Annotated in this window: 17 protein-coding genes; 4 read left to right on the top strand and 13 right to left on the bottom strand. The window is 44.4% G+C overall.

From position 1 onward, the window contains the following. Nucleotides 1-91: 91 nt before the first annotated feature. The 12 genes from F8H35_RS04445 to murJ are packed head-to-tail and all read right to left on the bottom strand — an operon-like array spanning nt 92 to nt 9,687. Nucleotides 92-1,453, bottom strand: a complete 1,362-nt coding sequence (locus F8H35_RS04445; protein WP_472572344.1) for a sigma-54-dependent transcriptional regulator — start codon at nt 1,451-1,453, stop codon at nt 92-94. Between the two features lie 2 nt (nt 1,454-1,455). After that, nucleotides 1,456-2,436, bottom strand: coding sequence for a two-component system sensor histidine kinase NtrB (locus F8H35_RS04440; protein ID WP_472572343.1), 981 nt, complete (start codon nt 2,434-2,436; stop codon nt 1,456-1,458). Between the two features lie 34 nt (nt 2,437-2,470). Beyond that, nucleotides 2,471-2,872 (bottom strand): hypothetical protein, encoded by a 402-nt coding sequence (locus F8H35_RS04435; RefSeq protein ID WP_472572342.1) that lies wholly within the window; start codon nt 2,870-2,872, stop codon nt 2,471-2,473. Between the two features lie 46 nt (nt 2,873-2,918). Next, nucleotides 2,919-3,641, bottom strand: coding sequence for a 23S rRNA (guanosine(2251)-2'-O)-methyltransferase RlmB (gene rlmB / locus F8H35_RS04430; RefSeq protein ID WP_472572341.1), 723 nt, complete (start codon nt 3,639-3,641; stop codon nt 2,919-2,921). Then, entirely contained in the window at nt 3,641-4,072 is a 432-nt protein-coding gene (gspG, locus tag F8H35_RS04425; RefSeq protein ID WP_472572340.1) for a type II secretion system major pseudopilin GspG, read from the bottom strand. The genes rlmB and gspG overlap by 1 nt, the downstream gene beginning before the upstream one ends. After that, nucleotides 4,060-4,287: a DUF4911 domain-containing protein gene (locus F8H35_RS04420; RefSeq protein WP_472572339.1), complete on the bottom strand. Its 228-nt coding sequence runs from the start codon at nt 4,285-4,287 to the stop codon at nt 4,060-4,062. The genes gspG and F8H35_RS04420 overlap by 13 nt, the downstream gene beginning before the upstream one ends. Before the next feature lie 23 nt (nt 4,288-4,310). Then, entirely contained in the window at nt 4,311-5,744 is a 1,434-nt protein-coding gene (locus tag F8H35_RS04415) for an ASKHA domain-containing protein (RefSeq protein WP_472572338.1), read from the bottom strand. Then, the gene (locus F8H35_RS04410) at nt 5,741-6,199 is read right to left on the bottom strand and encodes a hypothetical protein (RefSeq protein WP_472572337.1); all 459 of its coding nucleotides are present in this window, start codon (nt 6,197-6,199) and stop codon (nt 5,741-5,743) included. Before F8H35_RS04410 ends, F8H35_RS04415 begins: the two co-directional genes overlap by 4 nt. Continuing rightward, nucleotides 6,196-6,495: a nucleotidyltransferase domain-containing protein gene (locus F8H35_RS04405; protein WP_472572336.1), complete on the bottom strand. Its 300-nt coding sequence runs from the start codon at nt 6,493-6,495 to the stop codon at nt 6,196-6,198. Before F8H35_RS04405 ends, F8H35_RS04410 begins: the two co-directional genes overlap by 4 nt. Nucleotides 6,496-6,501: 6 nt before the next feature. Further along, on the bottom strand, nt 6,502-7,416 hold the full coding sequence (locus F8H35_RS04400; protein ID WP_472572335.1) for a branched-chain amino acid transaminase: 915 nt from the start codon (nt 7,414-7,416) through the stop codon (nt 6,502-6,504). Then, nucleotides 7,417-8,175, bottom strand: coding sequence for a prolipoprotein diacylglyceryl transferase (gene lgt / locus F8H35_RS04395; protein WP_472572334.1), 759 nt, complete (start codon nt 8,173-8,175; stop codon nt 7,417-7,419). It lies immediately after the preceding gene. Further along, entirely contained in the window at nt 8,176-9,687 is a 1,512-nt protein-coding gene (murJ, locus tag F8H35_RS04390) for a murein biosynthesis integral membrane protein MurJ (protein WP_472572333.1), read from the bottom strand. A gap of 16 nt (nt 9,688-9,703) precedes the next feature. On the opposite strand from murJ, the gene trkA reads away from it, so the two are divergent. The 4 genes from trkA to F8H35_RS04370 all read left to right on the top strand — a co-directional run bounded on the left by trkA (nt 9,704) and on the right by F8H35_RS04370 (nt 16,869). Beyond that, nucleotides 9,704-10,990: a Trk system potassium transporter TrkA gene (gene trkA / locus F8H35_RS04385; RefSeq protein WP_472572332.1), complete on the top strand. Its 1,287-nt coding sequence runs from the start codon at nt 9,704-9,706 to the stop codon at nt 10,988-10,990. Further along, nucleotides 10,987-12,435, top strand: a complete 1,449-nt coding sequence (locus tag F8H35_RS04380) for a TrkH family potassium uptake protein (RefSeq protein ID WP_472572331.1) — start codon at nt 10,987-10,989, stop codon at nt 12,433-12,435. The genes trkA and F8H35_RS04380 overlap by 4 nt, the downstream gene beginning before the upstream one ends. Nucleotides 12,436-12,518: 83 nt before the next feature. Then, the gene (locus F8H35_RS04375) at nt 12,519-13,712 is read left to right on the top strand and encodes a GumC family protein (protein ID WP_472572330.1); all 1,194 of its coding nucleotides are present in this window, start codon (nt 12,519-12,521) and stop codon (nt 13,710-13,712) included. Then, on the top strand, nt 13,705-16,869 hold the full coding sequence (locus F8H35_RS04370) for an SLBB domain-containing protein (protein ID WP_472572329.1): 3,165 nt from the start codon (nt 13,705-13,707) through the stop codon (nt 16,867-16,869). The genes F8H35_RS04375 and F8H35_RS04370 overlap by 8 nt, the downstream gene beginning before the upstream one ends. On the opposite strand, the gene F8H35_RS04365 is transcribed toward F8H35_RS04370, so the two are convergent. Then, nucleotides 16,856-17,302, bottom strand: a complete 447-nt coding sequence (locus tag F8H35_RS04365) for a hypothetical protein (protein WP_472572328.1) — start codon at nt 17,300-17,302, stop codon at nt 16,856-16,858. The genes F8H35_RS04370 and F8H35_RS04365 overlap by 14 nt on opposite strands. Nucleotides 17,303-17,312: the final 10 nt, after the last annotated feature.

The raw sequence follows: 17,312 nt of genomic DNA, 5'->3' as shown, positions 1-17,312 counted from the left end.
ATTTCACCTTTCGCATTATCTGAAAGATCTCAGCTTATTTTATATCTATAATCAATTTATTCCAAGATGCCAATGAAGAAATTGATTTCTGTCAAGATAGCTCTATCCCCAGCTCCTTTATCTTCCTCCTCAGCGTGTTCCTGTGGATTCCAAGAACTTTTGCAGCTTTTACCTGATTAAAGTTGCACCTCTTGAGGACTTCAGAGATTACTGCCCTCTCGGCCGCCTTTACAACAATGTCGTAAAGGTTGTTCTTCTCCTTCTGTTCAACGGAGAAGACCTTTAGAACAAACTCTCTTATCAAACTCTCAAGGGTTGGAGCTTCCTGGTAGGCCTGCCTCTTTAAATCCTCTGCCGTTATGAGGTTTGAGGGGGAGAGAACCATTGCCCTCAGAACCATGTTCTCAAGCTCTCTCACGTTTCCCGGGAAGTGGTAGGAGAGGAGGAACTCAACGGCGTCTGCCGACAGCTCTTTCGGGGGTAGCTTGAACTCCTTTGAAAAGCGCCTTATGAAGTGGTGGGCAAGTGGAACGATGTCCTCCTTCCTCTCCCTTAGAGGGGGGAGCTCTATCTTAACTATGTTGAGCCTGAAGTAGAGGTCTTCCCTGAACGTTCCCTTTTTAACCTCCTCTTCTAAATTCCTGTTTGTTGCCGCTATCACCCTTACGTCTATTTTTCTGCTCCTTTCGCTTCCAATTGGCCTTATCTCTTTTTCCTGAAGAACCCTTAAGAGTTTTGCCTGAAGTGGCAGGGGGAGCTCCCCTATCTCATCAAGGAATATGGTTCCGCCGTTTGCCTGCTCAAAAAGGCCCTTCTTTGAGGAGACTGCCCCCGTAAATGCCCCCTTTTCGTATCCAAAAAGCTCGGCCTCTAAGAGATTTGCAGGGAGGGCTGCACAGTTGACGGCAACAAAGGGCTTGTTTCTCCTGTCTGAGTAGTTGTGGATGGCCCTTGCTATAACTTCTTTCCCCGTTCCGCTCTCCCCCGTTATCAGAACGGTTATGGAGCTCCTTGCAACCTTTGCAACGGTCTTAAAGACCTCCTGCATAACCTTGCTGCTTCCGACAATTCCCGACTCCGGCTCTTTCTCCTTTCCCTTTTCCTCCCTCTTTGTTAAGAGTTTCTTCAGGACTTCGCTTATCTCCTCAAATGAAAAAGGTTTTGTTATGTAGTCTGCAGCCCCAAGCTCTATAGCCTTTACGGTGTAGTCCATAGTTCCGTAGGCCGTTAGAACAACAACGGGAACTCCTTTTACCTTCTCAAGGACTTCAAGGCCGCCGAGTTTGGGCATCTTAAGGTCTAAGAAGACAAGGTCAACCGGTTCCTCTTTCAGGATTTCAAGGACTTCTTTCCCGTTTTCAGCCTCTAAAACCTCGTGTCCCCGGGAAGTGAGGAACTTCTTAAGGACTATTCTTATGCTCTTCTCGTCGTCTGCAATCAGTATCCTTGCCAAGACTACCTCTTCATCGGGATTAGAAGTTTAACCGACGTGCCTTTTCCGGGGGAGCTCTCCACCTTAACCTCCCCACCGTGGCCCTTTATGACCTCTTTAACTATAAAACTTCCCAGCCCCGAGCCCTTTTCCTTCGTCGTGAAAAAGGGGAGGCCGAACTTCTTAATCTCCTCCCCGTCCATCCCTCTTCCGGTGTCTTTAACCTTTATGAAGATAAACCCCGACGGCCTTATGGCGTATCCCGTTTCAACTGTTATCTCTTTAACCTCAGACTCCTCAACGGCCTCTATGGCGTTTTTAACAACGTTTAAGACTGCCTGAGTCATCTTATCAACGTCAACGGGAACTTCCGGCAGGGACGGGTCAAAGAGGAAGTTTACCTTAATACCCTTTTCACTAATCTGATGTGCAAAGAGGTTGAAGACCTGCTGGATTATTTTGTGGATGTTCTCGTTTCTGAAAGAGAGCTTTGAGAAGTCAAAGCTCCTTGTGATGTCCTTTAAGAGCCTCTCTATCCTTTCAACCTCGTCAACTATAACCTGTGCAAGCTCCTCATCGTAGCTCTTCAGTTCTTTGAAGAGTTTTGCAGCTCCCTTTATCCCGCTTAAAGGGTTCTTTATCTCGTGGGAGAGGCCTTTAAGGAACAGCGTTATGTCCTCCTCAAAGGGTGAGAGGCTGCACGGCTCTATGAGAACTACAACTCCGACCTTTTTTGACGGCGTGAAGAGAGGAGAGATGTGGAAGATGAGCTCTCCTTTCCTGAAGCCCCTTATCTCTATCGTCTCCCTGTAGGATTTCTCTATGAGGGAGGGGAGCTCCTCAATCCTTAAAACCTCAGAAATGTTTCTCCCTTTCAGGAACTTGAACGACCTGTTTGATAGGGACTCAAACTTCTGGTTAACCTTCTGGATTTTCCCAAGCTCGTCGGTTATTACCGCTGGAAAGGGTAGTGAGAAGAGCAGATCTTCAAACTCAACGTTCATCTCTTTTCCTGAAAGTGGGGAAAGGGACTCCCCACTAAGTTATGGAGAGCCCTCCCTTGTTTCCTCCGCCTTTTGGAAATTCTTTCAGTTTAGACATATCTATTGCTCCGGCGCTGGGGAGCTCTATTCCGGCAGCGGCGGCCTTAAACTGCTGGTGGAACTCCTTGAGCCTTGACCTGTCTCCAACGGGAACGATTGCAACGATTTGAGACTTAACCAGGTAGGCCTCTACAGGCTCGTTTGCCGTTGGGTCAAGGGGCATGATTGTTGCCTGAGCTCCCTTTGTTGTGGGAAGAAGTGCAAAAACTCCGGCTTCCTTGAGCTTTACAAACTCGGGGGTAATCTCTTCAACCACTCCTAAAATTCCAGAGGTTGGAACTGCGCCTTCTCCTCCTGAGGTCTGAACAAAGACAAGCTTACCCTTGAGCTCTTCCATCTCTCCTCCTGAAGTTCCGATTTTATTCCCAGAATAATTTAGTTTTTCAGCCGTTTAAAATGAACCTTTCTGTGAAAACTCTATACAGTCCAATTGCTACGGCGTTTGAGACGTTGAGAGAGTTAACGTGTCCTCCCATCTCTATCTCAACAACTTCGTCAAGGAGCTTCATCGTGCTCCTTGAAATTCCCCTCCCTTCTGAACCTGCAACAAGTCCTAAAGGAAAGGGAAAGCTGAACTTACTGAGCGGTTTTCCCCCTGCCTCAAGGCCGACAAGCCAGCCACCCGATTCCTTAAACTCTTTGAGGGCTGTTGAAAAGCTGTTTACAACAGAAAAAGGAACGTAGAAAACCGCTCCTGTTGATGCTTTAACAACCGTTTCTGTTATCGTTGCGCTCCTGTCTTTAGGAAGAACTATTCCTGTTACTCTGAACGCATCTGCCGAACGGAAGAGAGCTCCAAGGTTGTGGGGGTCTTCTATCCGGTCTAAAAAGAGGAGATAACCGTTTTCAGAAATCGTTTTTTCAACAAGCTCCCCGTAATCAACGGGCTCAACGGGGGAGACGATGGCAACAATCCCCTGGTGTTTTTCCGTTTTAGAAATTTCCTTCAGCTTCTTCTTAGAGGCCTTAACTACCTTTATTCCGTTCTCTTTAGCAAGTTTTAAGACCTTTTCCCTGTCCCTGAAGTGCTCGTCAACGTAAATCTTCAGTATCGGATACCCGGCCCTTATCGCCTCTGCAACGGGGTTTACGCCGTAGACGACCATTACTGGCTCACCTTCAGGTCGTCGTCTGTCCCCTCTTCTCCGTCGGGGCCGGGGGAGATGAGTGTAAAGTGTTTACCGTCTGAGATGTAGATAAAGTCGTTCCCCCAGGCGTCTTTTGGAACTTTCTCTATGTAGGGCCCTTTCCAGTTTTTAGGTATCGGTTCAATTTTCGGTTTCTCAACCAGGGCTTTAAGCCCCTGTTCAGTTGTAGGGTAGAGTGAGTTGTGGAGCTTGTAGAGGTTCAGGGCTTCCTCTAAATTCTTCATCTGAACCTGGGTGAGGGTAACCTTTGCCTCTTCCCCCCTCTTTATGAGCTTGAGTCCTATGAGACCTGCAAGCATTCCTAAAATGATGATTACAATCATCAGCTCAAGGAGCGTAAAACCTTTTCTCTTTCTCCTCTCCAACTTGACCTCCTCTATTCTCTCCACCAGTTATCTCCCACCTCTTCTACGAACTCCATTTTATCAACGAAGTTCTTAAGGTGTTCAACTGCCTTCATCGCATCGTCAAAGAAGTCGGGGGCTATCCAGAGCTCTATCAGTCCCTCTTTCGGGTCTCTGGTTCTGACCGTTGCAACTTCGTGGAACCACTCAAAAACGGCGTTTATAAAAGCTATGTCTTTGGGGTTAACTCTGTAAACCAAATTTCTTCCTTTTATTAGGGGTCTCACAGCTCCATCCCTTCAATGTAGGCCTTTTCAAAGGTTTTGTTCGTTGCAAGCTCAACGGGCTGAACAGCCCTCTTTATCTCCTTAATTTTTTCCCTCTCCTCTCTCCTTCCAAGGAGCAGTGAGGCTCCTTTAAGGGCTAAGTTTCCGGCTGCGACGGGCTCGGGGAAGTTCCCCGGAATCAGTTTCAGCCCCTTAACGCTCCTTCTGTCTATGTGGCTTCCAAAGGCTCCGGAGAAGAAGAGTTCTTCTGGAGCTCCCGCCTCCTCTGAGAGGGTTTTGAAAGCTCCGTAAACGGCTCCCTTTGCCAGGAGGAACTTCCTGATGTCGCTTTGAGTCAAGGCAATCAGGACATCTTCGGTTTCATATAGGACAAAGGCCCTTTCCCCGTTTATTTCCTTTATCCTCTGGGCTATCAGTGGCGGGATGTTCTCTGCTCTTATCGTTCCTTCCTCTGTCAGGACTCTGAAGCTCTTTAAGAGGTAAATCAGGTCAAAGTAGCCGCTTGCGCATATCCCTAACGGTTCTCTGTTCCCAATCGTCAGAAACCTAAAGTCCCTTCCGTCAAAGAAGACCTTGTATATGGCTCCTTCAACGGCCCTCATTCCGGAGAAGAGGCCAACCCCTTCAAAGGCAGGTCCTGCAGGGACTGAAGCTGCAACCCCTTCGCCCTCTTTCCAGATGCCCATCTCAGCATTTGTTCCAAGGTCTGCAACTCCAAAGTTGGAGCTCTCCTTCGTTAGAACTAAGAGGTTTGAGAGGAAGTCTGAACCTATGAAGCTCTTTAACGGCGGTGGAACGTAAAAAACGATCTCCTCAAACCCTTCTAACCCCAGCTCTCTTCCCGTTGTATAGACCTCCTCTTCAAGTTCAAGTTTAAAGGGAAACCTCTCAAACCCTGAAACGGGAAGCCCTAAGAGGAAGTGGTGGATGACGGAGTTTGAGACGACCACTACTTCTTTTACAGGAGTTCCCAGCTCCTTAAACAGGAACGAGAGAGTTTTTAAGAGGAGCTCCCTCTCCTTGCCGTAGTTCTCCCTTGCAAGCTCAACCCTCGTTACAACGTCTGCTCCAAACGCAGACTGGAAGTTGAGGGTTTTCAGGCTTTTTATGAACTTACCGTTTGAGAGGTCAAAGAGTGCCGCCTCAACGCCTGTTGTTCCAAGGTCAACGGCAACTCCAAACCCTTCTCTGCTTTCAACGGGGATGTCGGGGAGAGCTTCTCCCTTTGAAATCAGGTTCTCCTCAGGGATTTCCACCTCCCCCTCAAAGGGGCCGAAGAGCAGACAGGCAAGTTCCTCTTTCTCGCCTACCTTAACGATACACTTTCCGCATATTCCCCTGCCTCCGCAGTAGGCGGAGCGCATAAATCCCTTTTCCCTGAGAACCTGATAAAGAGTTTTCCCTTCAGGAACGGAGACTTTTAATTTCAAGCTTTCAAACCTCTCTTTCGCAGGAACTCTTTGAATCTTTCAAGGGTTGACACGAGCTCTTCCGACCTTTTAAGGGCAAGCTTAAGGTTTTCAATGAGCTCCTCTTTTTCCCAGGGGTATGTATGGGTTAAGGGGTTGCGGAGCTCCCTCAGCTCTTTCCACTTCTCTGCCGACTCTATCAGCTCAAGCTGTTCAAGGCGGTTCAGTATGTCGATAAACGGTTTACTTCTTACCTCTTCTCCTAAAAACTCAAGGGTTAGAGGAAAGAGTTTCTGTCCTATTGAGTCTTGAAGTTTTGAGAACCTGAAAATGAAAGAGTCTATCGTTTCAACTTTTTCCGGGTCTTCAAGGGTTTGAGGAGAGAGTTCTCCCCATTTCTCTATCTTATTTTTTGCGTATAAGAGCCGTTCCTTATGTTTTTCTATCTCCCTTAAAACCCTTCGCAAGTCTTTCAAAGTTCAACTCCTGTCCTCTTTGCTTCTAAAGATATAAAATCGCTCTCCCCCTCCTCTTTCACAATCAGGTCAATTTTCTGTTCCCCTATCCTCTCCTTAAGCTTTACAAGGAACTTAACCTTCTTCTCAGGGTTCCTCTCCCCTTTGGGAACTTCAATAAACAGGTCAATGTCTCCACCTTTAAGTTCCTTTCTAACCCTTGAGCCAAAGAGCCAGACCCTTGCCCTTTCTCCAAAAACTTCCCTTACAGTTTCCTTTATTGCCCTTAACTCTGCATCGGAAAGCCTTACTTTCATCTTGAATCAGTAAACGGGAGTTAGCCAGTGGGAGTATTTTTCGTTCTCTCCCTTAACTATTGAGAAGTAAACCTCCTGAAGCCTTTTTGTAATGGGACCTATCTCTCCGTTTCCTATAACAACGTGGTCAACCTGAACAACCGGAGCAACCTGTGCTGCCGTTCCCGTATAGAAGACTTCGTCTGCAACGTAGAGTTCGCTCCTTAAGATGGGTCTCTCTTCAACCTCTATTCCTAATTCATTCCTTGCAAGTTCAATTACTGCATTCCTCGTGATTCCTTCTAAGATGTTTGAGGCCGATGGAGTAGTTATCAGTTTTCCGTTCCTCACTATAAATACGTTCTCTCCGCTTCCCTCTGCCACAGTTCCGTCGGGGTTGAGCATTATGGCTTCGTCGTATCCGTTCAAGAGTGCTTCGGTTTTTGCAAAGGCGCTGTTTACGTATGCTCCTGCAACCTTACACCTTGCAGGAATCATCGTGTCGTTTATCCTGTGCCAGCTTGAGGTTTTTGCCTTTAGCCCCCTTGAGAGGTCTAAGTAGTCTCCCAGGGGAACCGTGTAAATGGCGATTTCCGTTCTGTAGCCTACGAGCTTTGGAGAGATTTTAAGATCTGCAAAGTAGGCTATGGGCCTTATGTATGTATCCTCCTTGTGGCCACACTTCCTTAAGAGCTCAACTGTGATTTCTGTGAGCTCCTCTGCGCTCTTTTCAACCTTCAGGTTCAGGATTTTGCAGTTTGCAAGCATCCTTTCGTAGTGCTCCTTAACGAAGAGGCCGAAGAGCTGTTTCTTCTCCTCGTTCCAGTAGGCCCTTATCCCCTCAAAAACTGCCGTTCCGTAGTGGAAAGAGTTTGTCTGTATGTTTATGTTGGCCTCTTCAATGGGGACAAACCTTCCCTCAAAGTAGGCAAACCTTCCCATTTATACTTCCTCCGTTCTTTTTCTCCTGTAGATAACGATAACTATTCCTGCGGCGACCATTATAATACTTATTACCTGGTTGTTGCTGAAGGTTCCAAGTATCTCTTTTGGGGTTGCCCTCACAAACTCTATCAAGAACCGGAAAATTCCGTAGAAAATCAAATAGAAACCGAAAATTTCCCCCGGAGTTTTTCTCCTTTTATAAAGGAGATAGAGGATAAATGCTATGAGGAAGTTGGCGGCTGAGGAAATTGGTTCTGTTGGCCAGAGGGGAACGTTTAAAGGGGCTGCAGAGTGGGGATTTGTGAAGACGATGGCAAAGGGGGCGTGGCACACCTTTCCGTAGCAGCATCCGGCCATGGTGCAGCCTATCCTTCCAAAACCGAGGCCAACTGAGAGGGCAATTGCTATTGCGTCTGCAAACCTCCAGACGGGGATTTTCCTCTTTACGATGAAGTAGATGGCGGTGAGAGCTCCAAATACCACCCCACCGTACCAGACAAGTCCCCCTTCCCAGACGAAGAAGATTCTATACCAGGGTTTTAGATACTCTGGGTTGTAGAGGAAAAAGAAGAGCCTTGCACCAATGAAGCCTGCAACGATGCTCCAGAATGCTATGTCAACAACGTCTTCCCTCCTGATTCCCTCCCTCTCTGAGAGCTTAACTAAGACGAGGGAGCCGAAGAAAATCCCTAAAGCAACCATCACTCCGTAAGTGTAGATGGTAATGGGGCCGATTTTAAAGAGTATCGGGTGCATTTAAACCTCCTTGAGCTTCTGGATAACTGGGTCTTTTATAAAGAAGAGGAGAGCTCCGTAAACAACAACCGCTCCCCCAATTATCAATGAAACAGCAAAAGTTTTCTCTAAAATGTTCCAGTTTTCTGAGTAAACTGAACTTCCAAGAAAAGAGAGAGCTCCCACGGGAATGGAAAGGAAGGAGTATCTGATTCCCTTCTCCAGAACCATTCTGACAACGTCAATTTCAAATTTCCTCCTTAAAATTGCCAGCAGGACGAAAAGGTTAAGGAGAGAGGTTAAGCTGGTTCCGAGGGCTAAGCCGGGAGCTCCCATTCCCAATCCAAAACAGAGGATAAGGTTGACGATAAGGTTAAAAACCAGCGTGTAGGCTGCAACCTTTACCGGTATCTTAAACTCCTCTAAAGAGTAGTAAACGTTAGAGACTATTTTCTCCATAGAGAAGAAGAAGAGCCCTAAAGAGTAGCAGACAAGGACTGAGTAAGTTCCTATTAAGTCCCTTTCCGTAAAGGCTCCGTGGTTAAAAACAAGGTCAACTATGGGTTTTCCAAAAAGGATAAGGCCGACTGCCGACGGGATAACGACTGCAGAGCAGAGGAGAATTCCAGCCTCAAGCTCGCTGTGGTAGTCCTTCTCTCCTAATTTCCTTGAGAGCCTCGGGAGTAGAACCTGAGAGAGGCCTATTGCAAACATACCTAAGGGAAGCTGAACGAACCTGTTGGCGTAGTAGAGGTAAGAGATTGCTCCTGAGGAGAGGAAAGAGGCTATTACCGTATCGAGCAACATAGAGAGCTGGCGGACGGCAAACCCGAAAATTCCCGGAACGGTGTTTATTAGAACCTTTTTTGCCTCCTCAGATAGCCTGAAGATTGGCCTGAGGTTAAAGCTGATGCTCTTTAAAAACGGAACCTGAAGAAGAACCTGAAGGACTCCACCGATTAGAACGCCGATTGAGAGGGACTCTACAGAGAGCTCCCCGGAGAGAAAAAGTGCCGAAAAGATGAGAGAGAGGTTGAAGAGGGCTGTTGAGAAAGCCGGAGCGAAGAAACGGTTGAAGCTGTTAAGGATTCCCCCGAGAAAGGCTGTCAAACTCACGAGCATTATGTATGGAAACATCTCCCTCAGGAGCTTCACTCCGTAGGCGAACTTCTCACCGCTGAACCCGGGAGCCACAACCTTTACGATAAGAGGAGCAAGAATTTCCCCCAAAACAACGGTTAGCGTTAAAAGAACTAAGAGAGCTCCGAAAACCTGACCTGCTAAAACTTCCGCTTTCCCTTTTGATTCTTTTAGCTTTTTTGTAAACGCAGGAACGAAAGCTGCGTTAAAAGAACCTTCTGCGAAAATCCTCCTCAGCAGGTTTGGAATTCTGAATGCAACGAAGAAGACGTCTGTGAGAGCTCCTGCTCCGAACGTTGAGGCAATAACAATATCTCTTAAAAGTCCCAAAACTCTGCTTCCGAAAATTGACAGTGATACAATACCTACCGATTTTAGCAGTGAACTTTTCATAGCGGGGGAATTATAGTTGAAAGTCTGTATAGTTGGTGCCGGAGTAGTTGGGAGTTACCTCGCAAAGAGACTTAGCAGAGAGGGATTTGAAGTTGCTGTAATAGATGTGGATTCTTCAAAGCTTGAAAACCTCTCCTACAGTTACGATGTTATGACGGTTAACTGCAACGCTCTTGATGTCAATTGTTTGAAAAACGTTCAAGAATTTGATCTGTTTGTTGTTGTCACAGAGAGTGATGAAAAAAACCTATCTGTAGCCATTCTTTTAAGGTCTCTCCTCAACAAAGAGAAAGTAATTATAAGAGTTAGTAATAAGGCGTTTTCTTCCCCTCCTGTTAAAGAGTTCCTTGGGGTTGACGTTGTGAATATCCTTTCAGAGACCGTTCAGGCGGTTCTCAACCAAGTTAAATATCCTTTTGCCTTAGATGTTGTGAGGCTTGAGGGTGAAGGGATTGTAATTCTTAAACTTAAACTTACTACAGAGAATCCCCTGGCAGGTAAGCAGATTATGGAGCTCTCAGAAGTTAGAGAAAAGCTCCCCTTCACCATTGTTGCGATAGAGAGGGAAGGGAAAACGATAATTCCATCTGGAACAAACTTTATGTACCCTAACGATATACTCTACATTGCCGTAAGAGAGGAAGACGCCGAACGACTGGCTGAAGTTTTGGGTATAGAGTATTCCCCTGTAAAGCTCATCTTTGTCTTTGGCTATTCACGGTTTACGGAGGAGCTCCTTACTCAGCTTTCAAACCTTCCCGTTAAGGTGAAATTTGTCTGTTCTAATATGGAAAAGTGTGAGGAGATTTCTGGAAAGTTCCCGAAGGTAGACGTTTTCCACGGAGAGTTTTCCGATATAGAGTTTCTAAAGGAAGAAGGTATTGAGAAGGCAGATCTTACTGTATCAGTAACAGAAGATGAGGAGCAGAATATACTCTCTGCCGTTCTCTGCAAGAAGTTGGGAGCAAAGAGAACCCTTGCACTTATTATGCATCCAGAGTACGAAGGAATAGTTACGTCTATAGGAATAGACGTTCCACTGATTCCGCGGAAACTCCTGGCCTCAAAGGTTTACCGTCAGCTCAGTAGGAAAAAATTTATTGATATTTTTGAACTCTCTGAAGACCTTGAGATTGTTGAGATGGAAGTTCCTGAAAAGAGCACTAATAAAAAGGTAAAAGATTCGGGCTTTTGTGGGTTAATTGTTGCGGTAAGGAAGAACGGAGAAGTTGAGCTTGCAAGGGGTAACACGTTCCTTGAGAAAGGAGACAAACTTATCTGTATTAAGAAGAGGGAGAGTTGAGGTATCAGCTCATATTTAAGTACGTTGTAATACTTCTTTTCTTCCTATCCCTCTCTTTTCTGATACCAGCAGGTTACTCTTACCTTGTTCACGACAGTTTAACCGAAGATTTCCTGTTTCCTCCTATACTGATGGGAGCTCTCTTCCTAATAGCCCTTCAGATAAAGGAAAACGTATCTGACATAACGGTAAAAGAGGCCATATTAGTTGTTGTTCTGGTTTGGTTTCTCTTCCCTGCCCTCTCTGCCCTTGTCTATATGGAAACAGATTCCATTCCCCATTTTGCCGATGCTTATTTTGAGTCTGTTTCCGGCTTTACAACAACTGGTGCTTCAATCCTTACCAATATAGAGGCCCTTCCAAAGAGTGTTCTCCTCTGGCGTTCAACTACCCATTGGATAGGTGGAATAGGTTTTGTTGTCTTTTCTCTTTCAATCCTTCCTGCCCTTGGAGCCGGCGGTGCACAACTCATAAGATTTGAGTCGTCTAAGGCAGTTGAAGAGAGGGTTCTTCCTAAAGTTAAAGAGATAGCAAAGGCTATCCTCTACGTTTACCTTGCTTTAACAGTTTTGCAAATAGTTTTGCTAAAGCTCTGTGGAATGAGCCTCTATGATTCGGTTATTCATACCTTTGGAACAATAGCTACAGGTGGATTTTCAGATAAAAACGATGGTGTTGCAGCGTTTAACTCCCCGGCTGCAGAGATGGTTATTGCCGTTTTTATGCTCTTAGGAGCCACCAACCTTTCACTTTACTATAGAGCTTTCAAAAAGAAGAGCATCAAACTCTTCTTTTCCTACTATGAAGTTAAATCTCTTTTGGTTATTGTTGTGCTTTCTACCCTCTTTGCTACTCTACTTCTCTACAACAATGGTGTTTATAGTTCGCTACTTCAAGCCTTCCGCTATGCCTTTTTTCAGGTATCTACAGCAGCTTCTACTACAGGATTTGCTTCAACTGACTACTCTAACTGGCCTCCAGCTATTCTCGCGCTTCTAATGATACTCTCCCTTATTGGAGCTACTTCCGGTTCAACTGGCGGTGGAATAAAGCAGTTTAGGTTTTTAGTTATGTTGAAGACTATGGCAAGAGAGGTGAAAAAAACTGCCCACCCAAGGCTTGTTTACAGAATAGATTTAAGTGGAAAGGTTCTTGAGGTAGATACGTTAAATGCTATATGGGCTTTTATTTCTGTTTACTTTTCTTTAACATTTCTTTTCGGCTTTATATTGTCCATTTCTGGATACGATTTAATCACTTCGTTTTCAGCATCTATAGCCTGTATAACCAGTTTAGGCCCCGGACTTGGTAAGGTCGGTCCGGCCGGCAACTTTGCCTTCTTTTCCAGTTTTGATAAATTCCTTCTGTCGGTAGAGATGCTTCTCGGTAGACTGGAAGTTTTCCCGATACTGACGGTTCTTCTTCCTGCCTTCTGGAAAGACTAATCTAAAGTTGCACTCAGAGGTTTCTGCTGTTAAAATTCACCTATGTTTTGCTAACGGTTAATAAGAATAACACCGGAGGAAGTTTGGAAGAGAGGAATTTTAACCAGTCTCCTTATTACGATAATGACGAGATAGATCTCTATGAACTCTGGCTTGTTCTGAAGAGGAGAAAAAAGGTCGTTCTATCTATAACTTTCATTCTAACTTTTTTTGCCGTTCTTTACTGCTTTTTGGCTTCTCCTGTTTACAGGACAAAAACCTCTATTTACCCCTTGGGGGAGAACAAAACTGGCGGTCTCTCCTCTCTACTCTCTTCACTTCCCATATCTCTACCGATTGGAGGGAAAACCGGCCTTACTGTTGAGGCTGTTTTAGAGAGTAGAACTTTAAAAGAAAGAGTGATAAAGGATTTGAACCTTCTTCCCAAACTCTTTCCAGACAAATGGGATAGCATTAACCATAGATGGAAAGTAGAGAAGGATAAAGAACCTACAATGCTTGATGGAGTTAAAGAGCTTGATAAATTGATGTCTGTTTCAACAGATAAGAAGACAGGTATTCTGACTTTAACAGTAGATTTTAAAAACGATCCGGAGATGGCCTATAAGATAGCCCAAACTGCCCTGGTAGAAGCGAGGAAAATCCTGAACGAAAAATCCTTTTCTCTTGCTAAAAGATATAGGATATACGTTGGAAAACAGCTTAAAATCGCTGAGGAGAAACTCAAGCAGGTTGAGAGGATATACAGGGATTTTGTTAGTGGAAAGATAAGAGAAGTTCCTTTAGTTTTTGGAACGGATAGTAAGGATTACGGTAAGCTCTACGGGGAGTTGATGGTTAAGAAAAAGAGATTGGAGCTCCTCAAAGAGTCAAAAATTAACCCTGAGGAAGTGGCAAAGCTGGAAAGTGAAGTTGAGAAGATAAAAGAACGTTTAAACAGGTTGAGGGATTCAAAACCCACCTATGTGTCCCTTCCCGATTACCAGCTCAACCTTCAGAAAATTCAGGCCCAGATGGATATAGCTGAGGCCTTGTTTGAGACTCTCGTTAAAGAGTATGAGATGGCAAAGGCCCAGGAGATGAAGGAGCAGATATCGTTTCAGGTAATAGATCCACCCTATGTTCCAGATAGAGATAAGCCCTACAAACCGAAGAAAGCTCTAATTATTGCTGTTGGGTTCGTTTCGGGTCTCTTTTTAGGCATTTTTGCTGCTTTCTTTAAGGAGTGGCTTGACAACGTAAGAAAGCGCCACAAGGGGGAAATGGATAATGCGTAGAGCTATTTTAACTGTAACTCTGTTTCTGACAGGAACTGTTTTTAATACAGCTTTGGCTACCGGAATTTCACAGCTGGAGCAGTTTGCTCAAAGCGGAGCTGCTGGAGGGATGGGGGGAATTTCTAATTCTACCGGGCTTTCCGGTCTCCAGGGAACAGCTGTTGGTGGTAGTGTCGGTTCAGGAACCGGATCAGGAGCGTCGGGTTTAACGGGAGCTCCCGGAACAGGAGCAGGTTCCTCAGGTTCAACAACTAATTCTGGAGCTGGCATTCAAAATGGGCAGGGGATAGGTGCTCAACAGGAGCTTAACGGTAAGTCAGTTCAGGAACTGGAAGAGAGTTTATCTAAGTCTCAGAAAGTTAACAGGGAAGAGGGGAAGATTTCTCAGCTTATGTCTACAACGGCTGAATTTTCCTCTATAGAGAGTGGTTTCTATGCAAGGACTAAGTTTTTGAACATTAAGCTTAAACAGTTCGGATACAACTTTTTTGTTGGTAGGCCGAAACTTTCTCTCTCCATACCTGTTGATAGTTCTTACGTTCTTGGGCCGGGAGATGAACTGTTTCTCTACGTTATAGGAGCCCCTCCCGGTATTGACCTTACAAAAGTTACCCGTTTAGTTGTTGACAGGCAGGGAAAAATTTACGTACCGGGGCTTGGAGTTTTCTACGTTTGGGGTATGACCCTTGGAGAAGCTGAGCGAATGATATCGCAGGCTCTTGGGGCTAATATAAAGCTTACTGTTGGAAGACTGAGAACTTTTCCCGTTTACGTTTCAGGAGAGGTTAGAAGACCTGGAGCGGTTGTGGTTACCGGTGTCAATACGGTAATTGATGCCATTATGTTGGCAGGTGGAATTAAAAAATCGGGAACTTTAAGAGATGTTATTGTAACAAGGAAAACCCCGAAAGGTATAAAACAGATTCACATAGACTTCTACAAGCTCCTTTTAGACGGAAAACCTGTTGATATGCGCTTAAAAGACGGAGACGTTATCTTTGTTAAGCCTATCGGAAAGGTTGCAGGTGTAGGGGGAATGGTAAAGAGGCCGGCCATTTATGAAATTACCGGTAAAGAAACGTTAAAAGACCTGATTAAAATGGCCGGTGGCCTTTTGCCCTCAAGCTATAAGTATAAAGTCATACTTCAGCGTTACGTTAACAACCAGCTTTTGGAAGTTAAGCAGGGTTCTTTAGACGATAAAAAGTTTATGTCTCAGAAAGTTCACGATGGAGATATACTCGTTATCAAGCAGGTAATTTCCATACCTCAAAACGCCGTTGCCGTTGAAGGTTACACTCCTTATCCCGGTCTTTACGAGTATAAGCCGGGAATGAAACTTTCTCAGCTCTTAGCTCCCGATTTCTTCTTCTCCGACTCAAACATGAAGTTTGGCCTTATAGAGAGACACTACCCGCCGGGAGCTCTCCCTAAATACATCACATTCTCACCTGAAGCAGTCCTTTCTGGAGAGGAAGACCTGGAGCTGAAACCTCAGGATAGGATAGTTCTTTATAGGTTCGGAACCGTTGAAGGAGTTGATTTTAACAAAGTTAAAGATGCTTTCATAGTTGAGGGTAAGATTAAATACCCAGGGGTTTATGCATACAAAAAGGGAATGAAGTTATCTGACATTCTTACTCCAGATTTAATAACAGAGAATACCAACCTTGAGTATGCTGAAATAGACCGAAGGGATCCGGATACTCTGGAGATTGTAAAGATTCTTCAGTTCAGCCCGGAAGCTGTTTTGAAACACAAGACCGATTTAGAAATCCATAGGCTTGACACGATTCGCTTCTTCCCGAGGTATGCTTATAAACCTATCAGAGTTTCGGGAGATATAGAGATTCCGTATAAGGTGCCTTATCATCCAGGGATAAAACTTTCAGAAGCTTTATCTTATGCTAAATTTAAAACAGATATAAGAAAATTGAAGGTTCTGGTTTTTAGGAAGTTTACAGAGAATTATTCCTTTAGACAAAGGACAAAAGAAAATGCAGGTATTGGTTTGTATCAAGAGGAGAAAAATCAAGGAGGAATCTTTAATAACTCCAACTCTAACTATCCCAATAATGTTGAGAGTAAAAATAGTTTTACTCTTTATAATAAAGGAGAATTAATTGAATCTACTTATCCTGGTTTTGTTAATAATGATTCAAGTGGAAGTAATAATGAATATGAAGGTAATGACAATGGTAATGTCTCTCTTTTTAAAAGAGAGAAATATGTAAATGTTGCTTCATTTTTCCTTTATGATGTGTTAGTTAAACAAAAAGAGTCAGAGTTTGAACTTTTACCTGGAGATAAGCTGGTAATTGTAAGAGTTAAACCTGAGGAGGCTGTTGAAAAAGTTAGGGTTAGTGGTTATGTGAAACATCCGGGAGTTTACAGCATAGGAGAGAGGACAACTCTCTACGATATTCTTAAAGAGGCCGGTGGATTTTTGCCCAACGCATATCCAAAAGGAATTATTATTCTGAGGAAGTCGGTTGCAGAACTTCAGAAGCAGCGCCTTCAGAAAGCTATAGCTCTTATGAGGCAGCAGCTTGAGAAGGAAGAAGCTGGAGTAATGCAGTCTGACCTTACCGCTGAGGAGCTCCGCGCCCGTCAGGCTGCCTTTGAGGCCAAAAGGAGACTTTTAGAGGAGCTCCAGAAGTCTCAGGTAACTGGGCGAATTTCCGGTATCAGCGTTCCTAAAGACCTTGAGAAGCTCAAAAATTCTCCCTACAACATCGTTCTTGAAGATGGAGATCAGATATTCGTTCCGAAAGTGCCCGGTAGTGTCTTAGTTTTCGGAGAGGTTTACAATCCGTCTGCCCTTGTTTATGTGAATGGCATGACTGTCAAGGATTACATAGACGAGGCCGGCGGGCTGACAAAGGATGCAGATAAAGAAAACATCTTTGTTATAAAGGCTAACGGTTCCGTTATAAGCTCAGAGAACGTAGGAAAAAAACGGTTTGACTGGAACAGTGAAACGAACCGTATTGTTCTGGGTAAGAACGACATTATGAATTACAGGCTAGAACCTGGAGATTCTGTAATCGTTCCTACAAAGGTTCACGTTCCTGTAATGTGGAGACCTTTAATTAAAGATGTTATGCAAATTATCTATCAGGGTGCAGTAACGATTTACACAATTACAAAACTTTAAGAATAAAGTATGTGGTTAGGATTCCTAACATAATGCCCACAATAAGGGGAAGAAAAAAACTTCCCCTTTTATCCTCTCCTTTTTTAGCCTTTACTCTTTCACTTCTCAATGCGTTGAATAGGTTTTCTATTGAGAAAATTTCACCTAAACGATACAGGTTTATTATGGATTTAAGGGCATTTTCCTGTTCTACAGGTAGGTGTCTAAAGTGGCACTTTAACTCTGAATCCTCTTCAATTTCAAGACGTATATCCTTAATTACTAAGTCAAACCCTTCAAAGGGAACTATTAGGTTTCCTATGTTCCATGGTTTTTCTTTCAGTTCTTCTGAAGCCACTTTTAAAGTACAGCCGTTTTCCGACCAGCTTTTAACGGGAAATCTCTTTCCATCTACTTCAAGAAAAGCTACCAGAGGAATATTTTTTTCCTTCATCCCTGCTCCG

Source organism: Thermovibrio sp., from assembly GCA_015488335.1.
Taxonomy (GTDB): Bacteria; Aquificota; Aquificia; order Desulfurobacteriales; family Desulfurobacteriaceae; genus Balnearium.
Note: the sequence above shows the minus strand (reverse complement) of the source record. Positions and strands in the feature narration are given on the sequence as shown.

What these genes read in the sequence shown, in the direction of transcription:
- F8H35_RS04440 (WP_472572343.1), bottom strand. Translation starts at nt 2,436, where the DNA reads ATGAACGTTGAGTTTGAAGATCTGCTCTTCTCACTACCCTTTCCAGCG.
- F8H35_RS04435 (WP_472572342.1), bottom strand. Translation starts at nt 2,872, where the DNA reads ATGGAAGAGCTCAAGGGTAAGCTTGTCTTTGTTCAGACCTCAGGAGGA.
- rlmB (WP_472572341.1), bottom strand. Translation starts at nt 3,641, where the DNA reads ATGGTCGTCTACGGCGTAAACCCCGTTGCAGAGGCGATAAGGGCCGGG.
- F8H35_RS04405 (WP_472572336.1), bottom strand. Translation starts at nt 6,495, where the DNA reads ATGAAAGTAAGGCTTTCCGATGCAGAGTTAAGGGCAATAAAGGAAACT.
- F8H35_RS04400 (WP_472572335.1), bottom strand. Translation starts at nt 7,416, where the DNA reads ATGGGAAGGTTTGCCTACTTTGAGGGAAGGTTTGTCCCCATTGAAGAG.
- lgt (WP_472572334.1), bottom strand. Translation starts at nt 8,175, where the DNA reads ATGCACCCGATACTCTTTAAAATCGGCCCCATTACCATCTACACTTAC.
- murJ (WP_472572333.1), bottom strand. Translation starts at nt 9,687, where the DNA reads ATGAAAAGTTCACTGCTAAAATCGGTAGGTATTGTATCACTGTCAATT.
- F8H35_RS04370 (WP_472572329.1), top strand. Translation starts at nt 13,705, where the DNA reads ATGCGTAGAGCTATTTTAACTGTAACTCTGTTTCTGACAGGAACTGTT.
- F8H35_RS04365 (WP_472572328.1), bottom strand. Translation starts at nt 17,302, where the DNA reads ATGAAGGAAAAAAATATTCCTCTGGTAGCTTTTCTTGAAGTAGATGGA.